Below are 16,069 nucleotides of genomic sequence, written 5' to 3' on the forward strand. Positions count from 1 at the left end.
TCTGTGTGGGAGGGGGCTTGCCCCCGATAGCGGTGTGTCAGACCACAGGATGGGTATAGACAAATCGCTATCGGGGGCAAGACCCTTCCCACATCAGTTGACCGGGGCGTTTTCACCTTGGGCGGCTCGGCGTTTGGGCGCCGGTTCCAACGCCTGCCTGCGCTGCTGCAACGCCTCCAGCAAACCGAAGTCCTGGGGGAAGTCATCCACCTGGATAGCGTGGTCGGCGTATTCCACATAGCGCGCCAGCAAGGCGTCTTCGTCGTCGCTGATCAGGTCCAGCGCCCGCGCCTTGACGCGCCAGGCGGTAAAGGCCGTGGCGGCAATCGGCATCGGTTCGAGCAGGCCTTGCCTGATGGCCGGCTTGAGCCGGGCGTCGATCAGCTCGACTTGCGGCAGCAGGCGCAAGCCCAACTCGCCGTAGGCCAGCTTGTCGATTTCCGGACGCGGAATGTAGGAATTGGCCAGCAGGCGGTCGCGGGTTTCGCCGGGGGTCTGCACCACATCGGCCACCTGGGCCAGCAACTGATCCGAAGGTTTGCGCAACGCAATACCGAACGGGAACGTCAAGCCACGCAGCACCGCCGCCGCCGCTGTGGAGGGGTAGTTGTCCAGCACTTCGGCAAGGGCTTCATGGGCACGCAGCAATGCGTCCTGTGCCGCCCAATGCACCAGCGGCAGGTCTGCCTGGGGCCGGCCGTCGTCCTCGAAGCGCTTGAGCACGCAGGACAGGATGTACAGCTGCGACAGAATATCGCCCAAACGCCCGGTGATACTTTCCTTGCGCTTGAGGGCACCGCCCAGCACGCCCATGGAAATATCCGAGATCAGCGCCAGCACCACCGACAGGCGATTGGCCTGGCGATAGTAGGACGCCAGCGCCGGGTCGGTCTTGGCCGGTACGGAAATCAGGCGCCCGCCGGTCAGGGCATGCACCGCCGAACGTACGGTGTTGGCCAATACAAAGCTCACATGGCCGAACATCGCGCTATCAAAGTCTTCCAGCGCCTGGCGCCGGTCCGGGTTGCGCGCCGCTTCCATTTCGCGGAACACATAGGGATGGCAACGAATCAGGCCCTGGCCAAAGATGATCAGGCAGCGCGTCATGATGTTCGCGCCTTCCACCGTGATGGCGATGGGGCTTTGCTGATAGGCACGGGCCAGGAAGTTATTCGGGCCCATGCAGATGCCCTTGCCGGCAACAATGTCCATGCCGTCGTTGACGATCATCCGCGCGCGTTCGGTGACGTGGTACTTGGCGATGGCCGAGATCACCGAGGGCTTCTCACCGGCATCCAATGAAGCCACCGAGACCTTGCGCACCGCATCGCAGGCATACAGATGCCCGGCCATGCGCGCCAGCGGCGCCTGCACCCCTTCGAACTTGCCGATGGGCAAGCCGAACTGTTTGCGCATCGCCGCGTAGGCCGTGGTACCACGCACCGCGACCTTGCCCAGGCCGACGTTGGCCGACGGCAGGGAAATCGCGCGGCCGGCGGCCAGGCACTCCATCAACATGCGCCAGCCGTTGCCGACCTGTTCGCGGCCGCCGATCACCCACTCCAGCGGGATGAACACGTCCTTGCCGGTGGTCGGGCCGTTCTGGAATACCGCGTTGAGCGGCCAGTGCCGGCGACCACTGTTTACGCCGGGATGGGAGGTGGGGATCAGGGCACAGGTGATGCCGAGAGAGCCCTTCGGCCCCAGCAATCCGTCCGGATCTTCCGCGCGAAACGCCAGACCGAGCACCGTGGCGATCGGCCCGAGGGTGATATAGCGCTTGTCCCAGGTCACACGAAACCCCAGTACCTCCTGGCCTTCATGGGTGCCTTTACAGACGATGCCCACATCGGGAATCGCCCCGGCATCGGAGCCGGCGTACGGGCTGGTCAGGGCAAAGCACGGGATGTCTTCGCCCCGGGCCAGGCGTGGCAGGTAGTAATTGCGCTGGGCATCGGTGCCGTAATGCAGCAGCAGTTCGGCCGGGCCCAGGGAGTTGGGCACCATCACCGAAATCGCCGCCGCCGAGCAGCGTGTCGACAGCTTCATCACTACCTGGGAATGGGCATAGTGGGAGAAGCCTTTGCCGCCGTACTGCTTGGGAATGATCATGCCAAGGAAGCCGGCGTCCTTGGTGTACTGCCAGCCTTCGGGGGACATGTCCTGCCAGACCTGGGTGGTTTCCCAGTCGTTGGCGATGTCGCACAGGGTTTCCACTTCATTGTCGAGAAAGGCTTGCTCCTCGGCGCTGAGGCTCGCCGGGGCCGCTTGCAGCAGGCGCTGCCAGTCGGGCTTGCCGCTGAACAGCTCGGCGTCCCACCACACGGTGCCGGACTCGATGGCGGCGCGTTCGGTGTCGGACATCGCCGGCATGATCGTGCGAAACAGATTGAGGGCCTTGCCGGTCAACAGCGCGCGGCGCAGCGGTTTGAGGCTCATCAACAACGCCGGCAATACCACCAGCACGGCCGCGACGGTGGCGCCGAAAGCCGCCACCCCATTGAACAGGTAACCCGCTGTCAGCCAGATCAGGCCAGCGCCCAGCCACAGGGTGGCGGCAGCTTGTCGATACGCCAGGGCAATCGCGGCTGCGACACCCACCAATAACCAGATAACCATGGGGATACCTCTACTCGATTCAGGGCGTGGTTTACGTGCGAAAGGTCGGATCGACCTGCGGCGTAAAGCCACACTACAAACTTGGAAAGATAAATTCAAATTTTGTTTTGAAATTTTTATTTAATGCTTGGGCGAAAAAATAGCGGCTGAATGAATCAGCCTGGAATGCCAATACTCAAGGAACTGTCGACGTGGAATGAGGGTGAAGGCATCAAGATGCGCCTGGTGCCTTTTCCATCACCCTCTATGAAATATCAGAACGCGTAGGTGGCCGACACGCTCACCACATCGCCCGACGACTCCGCCTTGCCATTCAGGCTTGCGCCACCCAGGCGATCGACGTTTTGAGTCTTGAGCTTGACCTCTTGCACGAACTGGTGGGAATAGGCCAGGTCAAGACTGAGGCCCTTGATTGCTTTCACATCGTAACCAGCCCCCAACGACAGGAATGTACGGTCGCCATCCGGGATTCGCGGGTCGCGGGTCGAATTGCGTGTAGGTGTCTGGTCAAGGGCTACACCTGCACGCAAGGTCAACTCATCGGTCAAGCGGTAGTCACCGCCGAGGGAGTACATCCAGGTGTTCTTGTAGTTGTAGGGAATGGACACAATGGTGGTGCCACCGGACTCGAGCGTCAGGTCTTTGAAAGAGGACCACTCAGTCCAGGTCACACTGGCCCCCATCGTGAAGCGATCGTTGAACTGGTGCACCCAGTCCAGGCCGGCCGTGGCAGGAATGTCCAGTTGGACACTGGCATGGGCGCCGTCCGGTGCCAGCTCTAACCCTGGATAAGCGGTATTCACCAACGTACCGCTACCGCCAAACGGACTTGGCTGGGTCATCAGGTTGTAGGAAAACTGATCGGCGTAAATATTGTATTTGCCGGTCATCTTGTTCTTGATCTTGGCGTGGTAATTCAAGCCAAGGGTGTCTCGCTCCGTGGGTTTCCAAACAATGCCGGTAAACCAGCCCGCTGAAATGTTGTCGACCTTCACACGCATCAAGGCATTGCCGACATCAGATGGAAAATTGATCCCGCCCAGCACGGAATCGGACACCGCGGCGGCAGACAACAAGTCCACGTTTTGGCTGACGAAGCCCTTACTGTGTTGCACGATCACGCCACCGCCGATAGAAAATTGATCATTCACCTTAAAGGACAGGGATCCGGTCAATCCTACGGTTTCAATTTTGGTGTCCACTGCAAAGTCGCGCAGTTTCGAGTCCTGATCCCAAGTGGAGCGCATACCTTGCGGCACAACCTGGCTCAGGCCGAAAGCAAACCGATCCCCCAGGGGCATGACCATGAAACCGGTTGGCAACCAGGCAGTGAACCCGCCTTGACCGCCGTCGTTGCTATTCACCGTGGTCGCTGCGACGTCGGGAAAACCATTGGCGTCCAAGGGCGTATTGGAAATCGGGTTGCCTGCATAATCAGAGGCGTCACCTTTGTATTTGATCTTGATGCGGGCGTAGTCGACGGTAAATTGCGCCACGTTGTGTTCGACAAACGCCATGGCCGCCGGGTTGTTGTATGCGGAACTGGGATCGTTCTTGAACAACGAGCCACCGGCAAATGCCCGGCCCCAACCGGGTGCACCGTAGGTCGGAGTTGAAAAACCGCCGGCCTGTGCAGGCGCGTTCACCATCGCCCCGCCTATCAGTGCCAGCCCCAGCAAAACCTGCACGTGTTGTTTCTTATTATTCATGCGGCACTCCTTATTGTTATTTCTCTGAGCCGGCCCCACCGGTTCGTTTTGCTTCCGGCAGTTCACAAACTGGCGCCCGATCGAGGCGCCAGTCTTTCAACAGGTGATCAGCCCGGTGTGTCAGTTACCCATCAAGGCACGATGGTAAATGTCGGGCTTGGGGTAACGCTCAGGCTCACCACGGTGCAGCTGCCGCTCAAGGTCTGGTTGGAGGCGGTCAGCACACCCCCGCTGTAGCCCACGGTGATGGTGGATGGACCGCAATTGGACGCCGGATACAGAACCGACGCGGCGATGGTGTAACCAACGTTGCTGACCGAGCCCGCAGCGGCACCGGTGGCGGTCAAGGTCCATGGCAGACCGGTGATTTTCGGCAGCGCACAAAGACCACCGCCGGTCACCGCCACACCGGTGATTTTTGCCACACCGCTGGCATCGACGTTCCCGGTAAAAGTTGCGCCGCAGTTAACAGTGGCCTGGAACGAGGATGGCGACTTCACCGAAATGGTGCCTGGCGCAGTGAAGCTCGAGTTCACCGGGGTGATGCTATAGGCATTGGCCATCGAAGCAGCACCCATGCAAACAGCCAAAGCAGACAACGATACGAGGGTTTTCAAGCTTTTCATTGTTTTTCCTCACATGTTATGGCGAGTCATTTCGCCAGGGGGTAATGGCCATGAACGAGAGGTCACGGTGAAACTGCAGAACTTCCCTTTCCAGCCAAATTTCAATTCAATTACCGCAGCACGCTATTCAACAACTTTGAAGTTCGGCGGCATCTTGATCGACACCGTCTTGATCTTGCAGTCTTCGCCAATCGGTACATTGGCGGCTTCCAACTTGCCGGTGGCGTTATCCCAGGTGCCATCGGCGGTAGAAGGCCCGCACTTGCCGCCCAGGCCGAAGGCGTGAACATCCACACTGATCTTCGACATGGAACCGCTCCTGGTATCTTTGGCGACCAGGATCCACGGCAAGTTGATGGCTTCGACCCGGCTGCACTTGAGGCCGCCGTCGAATTCGACTTTGTCGACATTGACCGAGGAACCGTCCGCAGCGACCTTGCCGGCCACCTTGATGGTGCAATCGGCGCTGATCAGCGCGCCTTTGGAGAAGCTGATCGGGCCCTGGGCGGTAAAGGCGCTGCCCGCCGGTTCGATACGCGCGGCCTGGGCCTGGTGATAGGCGATCAGGCCCAGCACGGCCAATACGATATGGGTGGTGAACTTGGCAGGTGTTTGCATGGTGTACGTCCTTCCCTTTAATTATTGTTGTTCGGGTCAAAGCACTTTCTCGGGGCGATAAAATCCTGCGCGGCAATCAGGCCCCGAGTACACGACAACACTAAGTGTTACTTCAGATCAAAACGGCTTGGCACTGCCGCTGTACTTCTCCAGGTACTTCAAACGCTGTGAAGGTTGAAGATTGGTCAGGGTGATATCCCCGGCATAATGATTAAGGACTCGATGATCCATGCGCCGCCGCCACAAGTACGGTACATAGGCCCAGACAATCATGCTCGCGTAACCATAAGGCAGTTGCGGCGACTCATCGAAGTGGCGCAACGACTGATAACTGCGCGTCGGGTTGGCGTGGTGATCGGAGTGCCGCTGCAGTTGGAACAGAAAGATATTGGTGACAATCCGATTACTGTTCCAGGAGTGCCGAGGCGAACACCGTTCATAACGACCGTTGGGCAACTTCTGGCGTTTAAGGCCGTAGTGCTCCACATAGTTCACCACTTCCAGCAACGAGAAGCCGTAGATGCCCTGGATAACCAGGAACGGAATCACCGCAGCCCCCAGCCAGGCAATCATCGCGCCCCACAACACCACGCTGTACATCCAGGCACTGAGCACAGCGTTTTTCCAATGCCAGGCCGGCAGGCCGAGTTTGCGCAGGCGCTCGCGCTCCAGGTTCCAGGCCGAGTGTGCGCTGAACCACACCGAGCGCGGCAGGAAGGCCCAGAAACTTTCACCCAGCCGCGAGCTGGCCGGGTCTTCCGGCGTGGCGACGCGCACGTGATGGCCACGGTTGTGCTCGGTGTAGAAGTGCCCGTAGAAGGTCGGCGCCAGGGTGACCTTGGCGAGGAACACTTCCAGGGCATTAGGCTTGTGCCCCAGTTCATGGGCCGTGTTGATCGCGATACCGGTGGCGGCGCCGGTCGACATGGCCATGCCCAGGTAGGTAAACCAGCTTGGTTGGCCATGCAGTTGCGCACGCTCAGTGATGTAACCGGCGGCGTGGGCCAGCCAGCTGGAAGGCTCAAGGTTGGCGGTGGCGTGCACCAGGCCGCCCCGGATGATCCAGTCGATGCCGCCGGCGGCCAGCCATCCGGTAATCACCACCGACGCGATGACGAACAGCACACCGGTGTAGACGATCCAGCGGTAGTAGCGTTGGGATTCCAGGTGGTTGACGGCGGATTCGGGCGGGTTGCTGATGTCTTCGCCGAGCAGCCCGTCGATCAGGGGGATCAGGCCAAAGATCACCAGTACACCGACCCACCACAGTTGCTGGATGCCAGTGGCAATGGCGAGTGCGCCGGACAACAGAGGAGTAGCCAATGGCAGGATGCCCAGCCACCACAGGTGGCGCTTGCCGTCGGTCCAAATGCTTGGCGCTGCCAGAGTCCGGTTCATGGCAGCCTCCTTGGCAGGCAGGCGGAAAACAGGTTCAGGGAGCGCTGGGTGCTCCGGGAAATCAACCATGCGATAAAAGACGTTTTTTTCATTTTTATTCGCTCTTAGGCATTTCAAAAATCATTTCAAAATAAATATTGAAATATTTTTTTAAATAAATAGCGCGGAATCGTTAGGTCGTCAACTACTTTTTCGAGGCCTTTTTTACGTGACTGGACAGTCTGTTTTTCAGCTGTTTGGTCAGGTCTCTAGGGCAGGCATTTGCGACGTTCGACCCGACAATGAGGGCCACGATTATTTGTTCGCCAAGGCAAAGGGCGGATGCAGGACCGTGGCCGTTTCCACCGGGCGCACGCGCTTGGCCACGTGCAGCACGGCCTCGACCACCCGCGCCGTGGCGGTGATCGGCAGCATGTGGCCACGCCCTTCCACCACTTGCAGCTTGAGGCCAGGCACTTTATCGGCGAGGGCCTGGCCATGCCGGCGAAAGTCCAGCACCTTGTCCCGCGCGCCATAGATCAGGCCGATGGGCAGGGTCAGTTGGGGGTAGCGCTTGACCATCCCGGGCAGGCAGTCGTTGACCAGCGCAATCTCGCTGGAGGCAGCGTAAAAGTTGTCGGGGCGCATCCCCAGCAAGCCGCCGCCCCGGGTGGCGAAGTCCTCGGGAGCGGCGTCCGGCGCAAACACGCCCTTGACCACCGAACGTCGAGTCAACAGGCCCATGGGCACGGTGAGGGTATTGGCCACAAAGCGTCGCAACCAGGCCGGTCGCACCGCCAGCGACCAGAACACCAGCGGCAACCTGGGTTGGGGATGGGTCAACGGTGCCACCAACACCAGGCCCGATACAGCCTGAGGATGATCGAGGGCCAGGGCCAGGGAAATCGCGCCGCCGAGGGAATGCCCGAGCACCAGGGGTTTGTCCAGGCCAAGCTGGTTGATGAAGGCCGCGACTTGCCGCGCCTGGGCCGGCAAGTCCGCAGCGGTACCTTTATGCCGCGTGGAATACCCCGACCCGGGACGGTCGAGGGTGATCACCCGAAAGTGCTCACGCAGCTGGCCGGACAAGGCATAGGTCAGGTTGCGACTGCTGCCCATCAGCCCGTGAATCATCACCAGCGGTGGGCCCTTGCCCTCTTCCACATAATGAAAGCGCTCGCCATCCACCTCCACGAAGCGCCCGTTGATTGGAACAGCGGCTTCGATGCGCCGTGTCATCCAGGCGCTGAAACCCCATAGCACCGCACTTGCCCCCACCAGCACACCTGCAGCAGTCACCCATTGCACAGCCATAGCTCGTCCTCGGCTTCCCTGTGACCGGCGACCTGACCGGAATTGATCAAGGCCTCGGCCAACGTCCACACCCTGGACCTGAACGGCGCGCGTACCACGCTCGTCCGTCGGACAAGTCGCACATAAGGCACAAGGTCCTAGCGTAGGCGCTATTTTCAGGTAGATTATTTAAAATCTTTTTTAAAATAATTAATTCAATTTTTCTTTGCAATGGTGTTCTATCTAAAAGACACAACAAAAACAGGAGCACATCCGATGCCCATGAAGGACCGCCTATGAATGCCCACAGTGATTCCATCGACATCGCCATCATCGGTTCGGGTTTTGCCGGCCTGTGCATGGCCATCAAACTCAAGGAAGCGGGGTTCACCGACTTCTTTATCGCCGAGCAGGCCGACACCCTCGGCGGCACCTGGCGGGACAACCATTACCCAGGTTGCGCCTGCGATGTGCAGTCCCACGTGTATTCGTTTTCCTTTGCACCCAACCCGGACTGGACTCGACAGTTCGCGCCGCAAGCGGAAATCCGCGCCTACCTGGAACACTGCGCGGTGCGCTTCGGATTGGCGCCCTACCTGCGTTTCGGCATGGGCCTGAAGCGCGCGGTGTTCGATGAACAGCTACAACGCTGGCAGTTGAGTTTCAGCGATGGCCGCCACGTCAGTGCGCGGGTGCTGGTGTCGGGCATGGGCGCCCTGGCACGCCCGGCGCTGCCGGCGATTCCGGGGCTGGACACCTTCAAGGGCAAGCGCTTCCACTCCCAGCAGTGGGATCACGCATACGCCTTGAAAGGCAAGCGCGTGGCGGTGATCGGCACGGGGGCCAGTGCCATCCAGTTCGTGCCGCAGATTGCGCCGCAGGTGGCGCACCTGGATCTGTTCCAGCGCACGCCACCGTGGATCATGCCCAAGCCCGACCGCGGGATTTCAGCGTTCGAACGCTGGCTGTTCAGGCACCTGCCTGTTACCCAGCGTCTGGTGCGTGGCGCCTTCTACTGGGCACTGGAAGGCCGCGTGCTGGGCTTTGCGCTGCACCCACGGCTGATGAAAATGGTGCAGAAAGTCGCCCTGCGCCACCTTCGCAAACAAGTGGCGCGCCCTTCCCTGCGCAAGGCCCTGACGCCGGACTACACCATCGGCTGCAAGCGTGTGCTGATCTCCAATGACTACTACCCGGCGCTGTCGCGCAGCAATGTCGAGGTGGTGACCGACAAAATCCTGCGCATCGAAGCCGACGGTGTGATCACCGCCGACGGTATCAAGCACCCGGCCGACTGCCTGATTTTCGGCACCGGCTTCCAGGCCACCGACCCGCTGCCCCGGGGCTGCATCATCGGTCGCGACGGTGTGGACCTGATGGACACCTGGCGCGACGGTGCACACGCCTATAAGGGCACCACGGTGCCGGGCTATCCCAACCTGTTTCTGATCATCGGGCCGAACACCGGCCTGGGCCATAACTCGATGATCCTGATGATCGAGGCACAGGTGACCTACATCCTCGACGCGCTCAGGCAGATGCAGCGCCATCGCATCGCCACGGTGGACGTCAAACCGATGGTGGAACAGGCCTACAACCGTCAATTGCAAGACCAACTCAAGCGCACCATCTGGAACACCGGCGGTTGCCAGAGCTGGTACCTCGACCCGCGTACCGGCAAGAACACCACCCTGTGGCCCGCTTCGACATGGCGCTTCAAGCGGGTCACCCGGCAGTTCGCACTCAAGGACTATGCGGTCGACCTGTTGCCCCTCACTGTTCCCTCCCGCCCGGCCACGGCGCCCCACTCCACCGCAGAAGGCAGCCTCTCATGAAGTCATTCAACGGCCGCGTGGCGGCGATTACAGGCGCGGCATCCGGCATGGGCCGCGCATTGGCCCTGGCACTCGCGCGCGAAGGTTGCCACCTGGCACTGGCGGACAAAAACGCCCAAGGCCTGGAGCAGACCCTGGCACTGATCAAGACCTCAACCCTGGCGCCGGTGACGATTACCACCCAGGTGCTGGATGTGTCCGACCGCCAGGCCATGGAGGCTTGGGCGGCGCGCTGCGTGGCCGAGCATGGCCAGGTCAACCTGGTGTTCAACAACGCCGGCGTGGCCCTGTCGAGTACGGTCGAAGGCGTGGACTACGCCGACCTGGAGTGGATCGTCGGCATCAACTTCTGGGGTGTGGTCCACGGCACCAAGGCGTTCCTGCCGTACCTCAAGGCCAGTGGCGACGGCCATGTGATCAACACGTCCAGCGTGTTCGGCCTGTTTGCCCAGCCCGGCATGAGCGGTTACAACGCGACCAAATTCGCCGTGCGCGGCTTTACCGAAGCCCTGCGCCAGGAGCTGGACCTGCAACGCTGCGGCGTCTCGGCCACCTGCGTGCACCCCGGCGGCATCCGCACCGATATCTGCCGCAGCAGCCGCATCGACGCGAACATGACCGGCTTCCTGATCCACAGCGAACAGCAGGCCCGCGCCGACTTCGAAAAACTCTTCATCACCGATGCCGACCAGGCCGCCAAGGTGATCCTGCAAGGCGTGCGCAACAACAAGCGTCGCGTGCTGATTGGCCGCGACGCGTATTTCCTCGACCTGCTCGCCCGTTGCCTGCCGGCGGCCTATCAAGCGCTGGTGGTGCTGGCCAGCAAGCGCATGGCCCCCAAGCAACGCAGGCCAGTGTTTGAAACCAACGACGAGCCCCGTCTCTGAACAGGAGCACGAATCATGTTGCCGATCCGCCGCGACCTCCATTTTGCCCTGCCCGCCGAACGCATCACCGACTGGCACGAACAGGGCCCGTTCATCACGCATTTCTTCAATGCCTTGTCGCTGCTGTTCCCCCAGGGCGAACTGTTTTTCATGGACAGCGTGCGTCACTACCGCAAACGCGTCGACGATCCGGCGCTAAAGAAACAGATCCAGGGATTTATCGGCCAGGAGGCCATGCACAGCCGCGAACATGTGGCCTATAACGACCTGATGCAAGCAGCCGGGCTTCCGGCGCACACCCTGGACCGTCGGCTTAAATTCATTCTCGATCTGCAGAAGAAACACTTCGCACCGTCGTTCAACCTGGCGATCACCATTGCCCTTGAGCACTACACGGCGATGCTCGCGGAAATCCTCCTGAGTGACCCGTCGCGCTTTGGCGATTCGCTCAAGGGCTACCAGCAGATGTGGTATTGGCACGCCCTGGAAGAGACCGAACACAAGGCCGTGGCCTTTGATGTGTGGAACACGGTGATCAAACCCGGGCCCAAGCGTTACCTGCTGCGCACCGGGACCATGCTGACAACTACGGTGTTTTTCTGGCTGGTGGTGCTGGATTTTCATGTGCGTCTGTTGATTGCCGACCGCAAGGCGGGTGGGCACCTCAAAGGCTTCTGGCGCATGTTGAAATTTCTTTATGGCCCCAAGGGCGTCTTCCCACGCATGCTGAGGCCGTGGTTGCACTACTTCAAACCCGGCTTTCACCCCTGGGATCACGACAACCGTGCACGCCTGGCGGGTATCGATCGCTTGGTCGAGGAGATCGAACAGACCCAGCGCGGCTACTAGACCTGCGCCATGGCCGCACGCTGGCGCACAAAGCCCTCCAACTGATCTCCGGGCAACGCCTTGCTGAAATACCAGCCCTGGATAATCAGCTCGGCGCCGGTGTTCAAGAAGGCCAACTGCTCGGCGGTCTCCACGCCCTCCACCACCACGCCCAGGTTCAGCGCTTCGCAGAAACGCAGCATGCCGGTCAGGACCTGGGCGCCCTTGGGATCGTGCTGCGCCACCACGAAACTGCGATCGATCTTGATGAAGTCCACCGGGAACTGGTGCAGGTAACTCAAGGCCGAAAACCCGGTGCCGAAATCATCGATATAGACCTTGGCGCCGATGCCCTGCAGTTTCTGGATGTTCTGGCGCGTGGCAGGGATATCGCTGACCAGCGCGTCTTCGGTGATCTCCACCGATACCTGGCCATGGGCCTGGGCGAGGATCTCCACCAGGCGCTCGCCGTGGGCGGCGTCGGTCAGGGTGGCGCTGGAAATATTGATGGTCATCGGCAGGGTAAAGCCGAGTTTCTGCCATTTCTGGTACTGGCGAATCGCCTGGGATGCCACCCACATATCCACGTCCGGCATCAACCGCGCCTGGGCCAGCCATTGCAGGAACTCCCACGGTGAATGCACCGTACCCTGGGCATCGCGGGCGCGCATCAGCGCTTCGCAGCCAGTACACAGCCCGGTGCGGGTCGAGACCTGGGGCTGGTATTCAAGGTAGAACTCATAATCGCTGATCTGCTGGATGCGATTCAGTTCATTGGCCTGGCGCGCCAGCGCCTTGTGGGAAGCCAGGACCGGGTCCAGTTCGCGCAGCCGGCCTTTTTCTTCCAGGCCGCGGAAGGTCATGTCCAGGGACTTGAGGTACACCGTGCCACCTTCGGCAGCCTGGCGATGAATCGCGCGCACATAGGGTGCATACACCAGCGTGCCCAGGCCCAGGAGCGTCACTTGCAGCGCGACGGCCGCCAGGTCGCCATGAGTACTCAGGTAGGCATTGAGCAACACCGGTGCGGTAAACGGGACGCTGGCCACCGCCGGGGATACCCAGCCCAGTTGCACCACGGTAAGCGCCACCATTGCGTTCAACGCAGGCACCAGCAGAAACGGAATGAACAGACGCGGGTTGAGGATGATCGGCAGGCCGAACAGCAGGACTTCACTGACGTTGAACAGCGAGAGCGGCAAACTCGCCACGGCCACCAGGCGCATGGACTGGCTCTTGGAAAACAGCAGGATTGCGATCAACAAACACAACGCACCGCCCGAACCACCGATAAAGGCAAAGCTGCCCAACAGGCCGCCGTTCAGCACATACCTGATTGGCTCGCCCGCTGCCAACGCGGCGCCGTTGAGCACCACGGCCTGGTCCAGCACATCAAACAGCGGTTGCATGGCATAGACGCCGTGAACCCCGAAAAACCACAACAGCGAGTTCATCACGGTGACAAACAAACCGCTGCCGTAGGGCGACTCCAGCGCATCGAGCACCTGGGGGCCCTGCAGCTGCGCCACATAGGGTATCTGCAACAACAAGGACAGCGCAGCCACCAGCGCCAGGGCGGTAATAGCCCCAGGCACTACCATATTGATCGTGCCTCGCAGGTTGTACCCCACCAGGTCTTCATTAACCAGGCGCGTCCAGCGAAAACGGTGCAGCCAGGCCAAGGCCGGTACATTCAGCAGCGGCGAGGCAATAGCAATAAAAAGCAGGAAGGTGGCCGATGCCCGGGGATATTCCCGCAGGATAAACGTCGCCAAGACCACATGGGCCAGGCACAGGAACGCCACCGGCAATTGCGGCAGGCGGTGCTGGATCGCCAGCATGTAGCCAATGGAGGCGGCCACCAGACACGGGATCACCGAACTGATCTGATTGTGCAACCCCGCCAGGAAGCTTACCACCTGCGGGCTGCAGCCCAACACCCGAGCGCATTCGGACAGGATCAGAAAGGCCGCAGACACCAGCAGGCACGGCAAGATCCACAGCAGCCCTTCGCGGATCGCTCGCAACGAATCGGCACTGGCCAAAGCGGCCAGGCGCTGGGTAAAGAAAAGTTTGAACAGCGTTTGCGCCATGACCCATCCCTCTGCCCATCGCCCGCTGCCCTTGGAAAGCAGGGTCGGAAGCACCGGGGCTAACGCTACACGTCCTGGCACCGGGAGCGAAAGTCCTTTGCCATGGGTATCGGTGAATTTCCAGCAATGAGTGACAGTCAAAGCCGGGTATCTCCAATAGTTTAATTTTCTGGTCTGGACCGGTCCTGGAATCTGCTTCAATACCCGTTATCCGTGTTGCTTGTGCACACACGGCTTGCCCCGGGCCAGAAACCGAGGCCTGGTCCCACCTGATTTGGAGCACGCCCTTGTCACCTCCCGGCGATAACCACCAGCTCGCGCTGGATCGATTCCTGAACGAACATCCCGATGTGGCTGCCGAACTGAACACCCTGAACCCACTGGCCGCTCAGGCCAAGGGTGAAACCCTGGCACAGTACCGCGCCGAACGGCTGCATGAAGCCTTCGAGGCGGAAGCAGAACGCCTGGGTTTGTTTGCCTGGGAGCTGACCCTCAGGCTGACCAGCCAATCCCCTGCTGACTTCGAGGCGCGGCGCCTGGAAGTACACAAGGAAGTTGCCCAGATGGCCGGCTTGAGTTGGACCGAATACTGCCAACTGCATGATTTGGCTGATTGACACCCCCACTACACAAACCAGTAGCGCCGTCGTCTATTCATCGCTTCGCCCAACTCCTCGATGGCAATGGTTCGGCACTCAGGGTCCAGGGCCAGCGCAGAACGCAATGCCGGCCAGCACCGCCGAGGTAATTGCCGAGGCCTGGACAATGGCTGATCCGACTGATGCTCGCCGGGGCGCCGTCCCTGGGCGAGCTCATAGATTACGCAGGCGGCGCCATACAAGTCGGCCCTGGCGGAGATGTTCCCCCCGGCCACCAGTTCCGGCGCCGCATACCCGGGCGTCCAAGCCTTAAAGCGACTGCGACTCAAAGTGGGCAGCCCCGCAGCCTGCTCCGCCTCGGCATGGCCCAGGCCGAAATCGAACAGCCGCACTCCCTGCTCGCCCAGCATGATATTGGCCGGTTTCACATCGCCATGGAGAACGCCCCGCCTGTGGGCATAAGCCAGTGCATCCAACAGTTGCAGGGCGATGGGTTGCAACTCCCGCCACGGCAATCCATCCGGGCACTCCGAGAGGATGCGGTCAAGGGTCCTGCCCTGCAGCAGTTCCATGGTGAAGAACGCCACCTGACGCGGAGTATCGACCTCGAAAGCGTACGTTCTGACCACGTGATCGTGCCGCAGGCTCCGGGTCAGGGCGAACTCGCTGTACAGCAATACATGGCCGTCGGAAGATTCGGCAAGCGTATCGCTCAACAACTTGAGTGCCACCCACGCGTCGGGCTCGCCGAACGCCTCGTGCAGCATATCCCGGGCTCGGTAGACCACTCCCATGCCACCGCTGCCCAATAACCGATCCAGCTGATAGCGCCCCGCAAGCAGTTTCGGCGGGCCGGCGACCTCGCTCATGGCTGGACTACCACGGCCGTCAGGTCATCCTGGGCCGCCCCCCGTAGCACGTCGGAAAACAACCGATCCACTACCTGGCGGGGCGGCCCCACACTCAGGGCGCTGCCCAACTCGCCATGGCTGAGCCCCTGATACAAACCATCGCTGCACAATAAAAACACATCCCCAGGTTGGGTAATGAACTCCAGCACCGCCAGGCTCAATGGCTGCCGCCCACCGATGGCACGGGTCAAGGCCCTGGCATCCGGATGCGCCAGGGCCTGCTCCAGGCTCAATTGCTGCTTGTCCATCAGTTGCTGCCACAGGGAATGGTCCCGCGACAGTTGGTACAAACGTCGTCCCCGCCAAAGATAGCAACGGCTGTCCCCGACCCAGATGCAGGCTGCGCGATTACCCTCCAGCAGCAACGCAACCACGGTGCTGCCCATGATGCCGTCGGCAGCTTGTTCCGTGGTGGCTTGCCCCATTTGACGGTCGAGCCGTCGCAAGCAGCATCGTATGGCATCGATCCGTTCGTCAAAGCTGCCCTGGTCGGGCAACGAAGCCAGGCTGCTGATGACCCAGTGGCTGGCCACATCCCCAGCCAGATGCCCACCCATTCCGTCCGCTACCGCCCAACAACCGCGCCGGGGGCAGTCGAGGAACGCATCCTCATTACGCGCGCGCGTCTTGCCTCGCGCCGTTCGCCCGGCGCTGCACCCATCGGCATGCACCTG

The 16,069-nt window shown here is 60.9% G+C and carries 13 protein-coding genes; 4 read left to right on the forward strand and 9 right to left on the reverse strand.

Annotation, left to right across the window (positions count from 1 at the left end; genetic code table 11):
- Positions 1-93: 93 nt before the first annotated feature.
- The 6 genes from J1N02_RS00380 to J1N02_RS00405 form a co-directional block, all read right to left on the reverse strand.
- Positions 94-2,619 (reverse strand): acyl-CoA dehydrogenase, encoded by a 2,526-nt coding sequence (locus tag J1N02_RS00380; protein ID WP_027608589.1) that lies wholly within the window; start codon positions 2,617-2,619, stop codon positions 94-96.
- Positions 2,620-2,873: 254 nt separating this feature from the next.
- Positions 2,874-4,328, reverse strand: a complete 1,455-nt coding sequence (locus tag J1N02_RS00385) for an outer membrane protein transport protein (RefSeq protein WP_027608590.1) — start codon at positions 4,326-4,328, stop codon at positions 2,874-2,876.
- A 131-nt stretch (positions 4,329-4,459) separates the two neighbouring features.
- On the reverse strand, positions 4,460-4,954 hold the full coding sequence (gene praB / locus J1N02_RS00390; protein ID WP_027608591.1) for an alkane oxidation protein activator PraB: 495 nt from the start codon (positions 4,952-4,954) through the stop codon (positions 4,460-4,462).
- Between the two features lie 123 nt (positions 4,955-5,077).
- Positions 5,078-5,572 carry an alkane oxidation protein activator PraA gene (gene praA, locus J1N02_RS00395; RefSeq protein ID WP_027608592.1) on the reverse strand — a complete coding sequence of 165 codons (495 nt, stop codon included), beginning with the start codon at positions 5,570-5,572 and terminating at the stop codon, positions 5,078-5,080.
- Between the two features lie 117 nt (positions 5,573-5,689).
- Positions 5,690-6,970: an alkane 1-monooxygenase gene (locus J1N02_RS00400; RefSeq protein WP_421147043.1), complete on the reverse strand. Its 1,281-nt coding sequence runs from the start codon at positions 6,968-6,970 to the stop codon at positions 5,690-5,692.
- Positions 6,971-7,264: 294 nt separating this feature from the next.
- Positions 7,265-8,263 (reverse strand): alpha/beta fold hydrolase, encoded by a 999-nt coding sequence (locus tag J1N02_RS00405; RefSeq protein WP_098479304.1) that lies wholly within the window; start codon positions 8,261-8,263, stop codon positions 7,265-7,267.
- A gap of 275 nt (positions 8,264-8,538) precedes the next feature.
- On the opposite strand from J1N02_RS00405, the gene J1N02_RS00410 reads away from it, so the two are divergent.
- From J1N02_RS00410 to J1N02_RS00420, 3 genes are read left to right on the forward strand one after another with little or no spacing between them, the layout of a single operon-like run.
- Positions 8,539-10,077, forward strand: a complete 1,539-nt coding sequence (locus J1N02_RS00410; RefSeq protein WP_098479303.1) for a flavin-containing monooxygenase — start codon at positions 8,539-8,541, stop codon at positions 10,075-10,077.
- Entirely contained in the window at positions 10,074-10,964 is an 891-nt protein-coding gene (locus J1N02_RS00415) for an SDR family NAD(P)-dependent oxidoreductase (protein WP_098479302.1), read from the forward strand. Before J1N02_RS00410 ends, J1N02_RS00415 begins: the two co-directional genes overlap by 4 nt.
- Before the next feature lie 15 nt (positions 10,965-10,979).
- Positions 10,980-11,813: a metal-dependent hydrolase gene (locus J1N02_RS00420; protein ID WP_027608597.1), complete on the forward strand. Its 834-nt coding sequence runs from the start codon at positions 10,980-10,982 to the stop codon at positions 11,811-11,813.
- On the opposite strand, the gene J1N02_RS00425 is transcribed toward J1N02_RS00420, so the two are convergent.
- Positions 11,810-13,885, reverse strand: a complete 2,076-nt coding sequence (locus J1N02_RS00425) for an EAL domain-containing protein (protein WP_098479301.1) — start codon at positions 13,883-13,885, stop codon at positions 11,810-11,812. The two genes, J1N02_RS00420 and J1N02_RS00425, sit on opposite strands and share 4 nt — an antisense overlap.
- A gap of 287 nt (positions 13,886-14,172) precedes the next feature.
- Between J1N02_RS00425 and J1N02_RS00430 the strand changes: the two genes are divergently transcribed.
- Positions 14,173-14,502, forward strand: coding sequence for a DUF6388 family protein (locus J1N02_RS00430; protein ID WP_027608599.1), 330 nt, complete (start codon positions 14,173-14,175; stop codon positions 14,500-14,502).
- Positions 14,503-14,510: 8 nt separating this feature from the next.
- Here the strand turns inward: J1N02_RS00430 and J1N02_RS00435 are convergent, their stop codons facing one another.
- Together J1N02_RS00435 and J1N02_RS00440 are read right to left on the reverse strand one after the other, a co-directional pair.
- Positions 14,511-15,353, reverse strand: a complete 843-nt coding sequence (locus J1N02_RS00435) for a serine/threonine-protein kinase (protein WP_368962458.1) — start codon at positions 15,351-15,353, stop codon at positions 14,511-14,513.
- On the reverse strand, positions 15,350-16,066 hold the full coding sequence (locus J1N02_RS00440; RefSeq protein WP_092357246.1) for a PP2C family protein-serine/threonine phosphatase: 717 nt from the start codon (positions 16,064-16,066) through the stop codon (positions 15,350-15,352). The genes J1N02_RS00435 and J1N02_RS00440 overlap by 4 nt, the downstream gene beginning before the upstream one ends.
- Positions 16,067-16,069: the final 3 nt, after the last annotated feature.

The sequence above is a fragment of the Pseudomonas sp. NFX5 genome (assembly GCF_049132125.1).
GTDB lineage: Bacteria > Pseudomonadota > Gammaproteobacteria > Pseudomonadales > Pseudomonadaceae > Aquipseudomonas > Aquipseudomonas marginalis.

Coding starts and splice junctions, on each gene's coding strand:
- J1N02_RS00380 (WP_027608589.1), bottom strand. CDS start 2,619: ATGGTTATCTGGTTATTGGTGGGTGTCGCAGCCGCGATTGCCCTGGCG.
- J1N02_RS00385 (WP_027608590.1), bottom strand. CDS start 4,328: ATGAATAATAAGAAACAACACGTGCAGGTTTTGCTGGGGCTGGCACTG.
- praB (WP_027608591.1), bottom strand. CDS start 4,954: ATGAAAAGCTTGAAAACCCTCGTATCGTTGTCTGCTTTGGCTGTTTGC.
- praA (WP_027608592.1), bottom strand. CDS start 5,572: ATGCAAACACCTGCCAAGTTCACCACCCATATCGTATTGGCCGTGCTG.
- J1N02_RS00400 (WP_421147043.1), bottom strand. CDS start 6,970: ATGAACCGGACTCTGGCAGCGCCAAGCATTTGGACCGACGGCAAGCGC.
- J1N02_RS00405 (WP_098479304.1), bottom strand. CDS start 8,263: ATGGCTGTGCAATGGGTGACTGCTGCAGGTGTGCTGGTGGGGGCAAGT.
- J1N02_RS00410 (WP_098479303.1), top strand. CDS start 8,539: ATGAATGCCCACAGTGATTCCATCGACATCGCCATCATCGGTTCGGGT.
- J1N02_RS00415 (WP_098479302.1), top strand. CDS start 10,074: ATGAAGTCATTCAACGGCCGCGTGGCGGCGATTACAGGCGCGGCATCC.
- J1N02_RS00420 (WP_027608597.1), top strand. CDS start 10,980: ATGTTGCCGATCCGCCGCGACCTCCATTTTGCCCTGCCCGCCGAACGC.
- J1N02_RS00425 (WP_098479301.1), bottom strand. CDS start 13,885: ATGGCGCAAACGCTGTTCAAACTTTTCTTTACCCAGCGCCTGGCCGCT.
- J1N02_RS00435 (WP_368962458.1), bottom strand. CDS start 15,353: ATGAGCGAGGTCGCCGGCCCGCCGAAACTGCTTGCGGGGCGCTATCAG.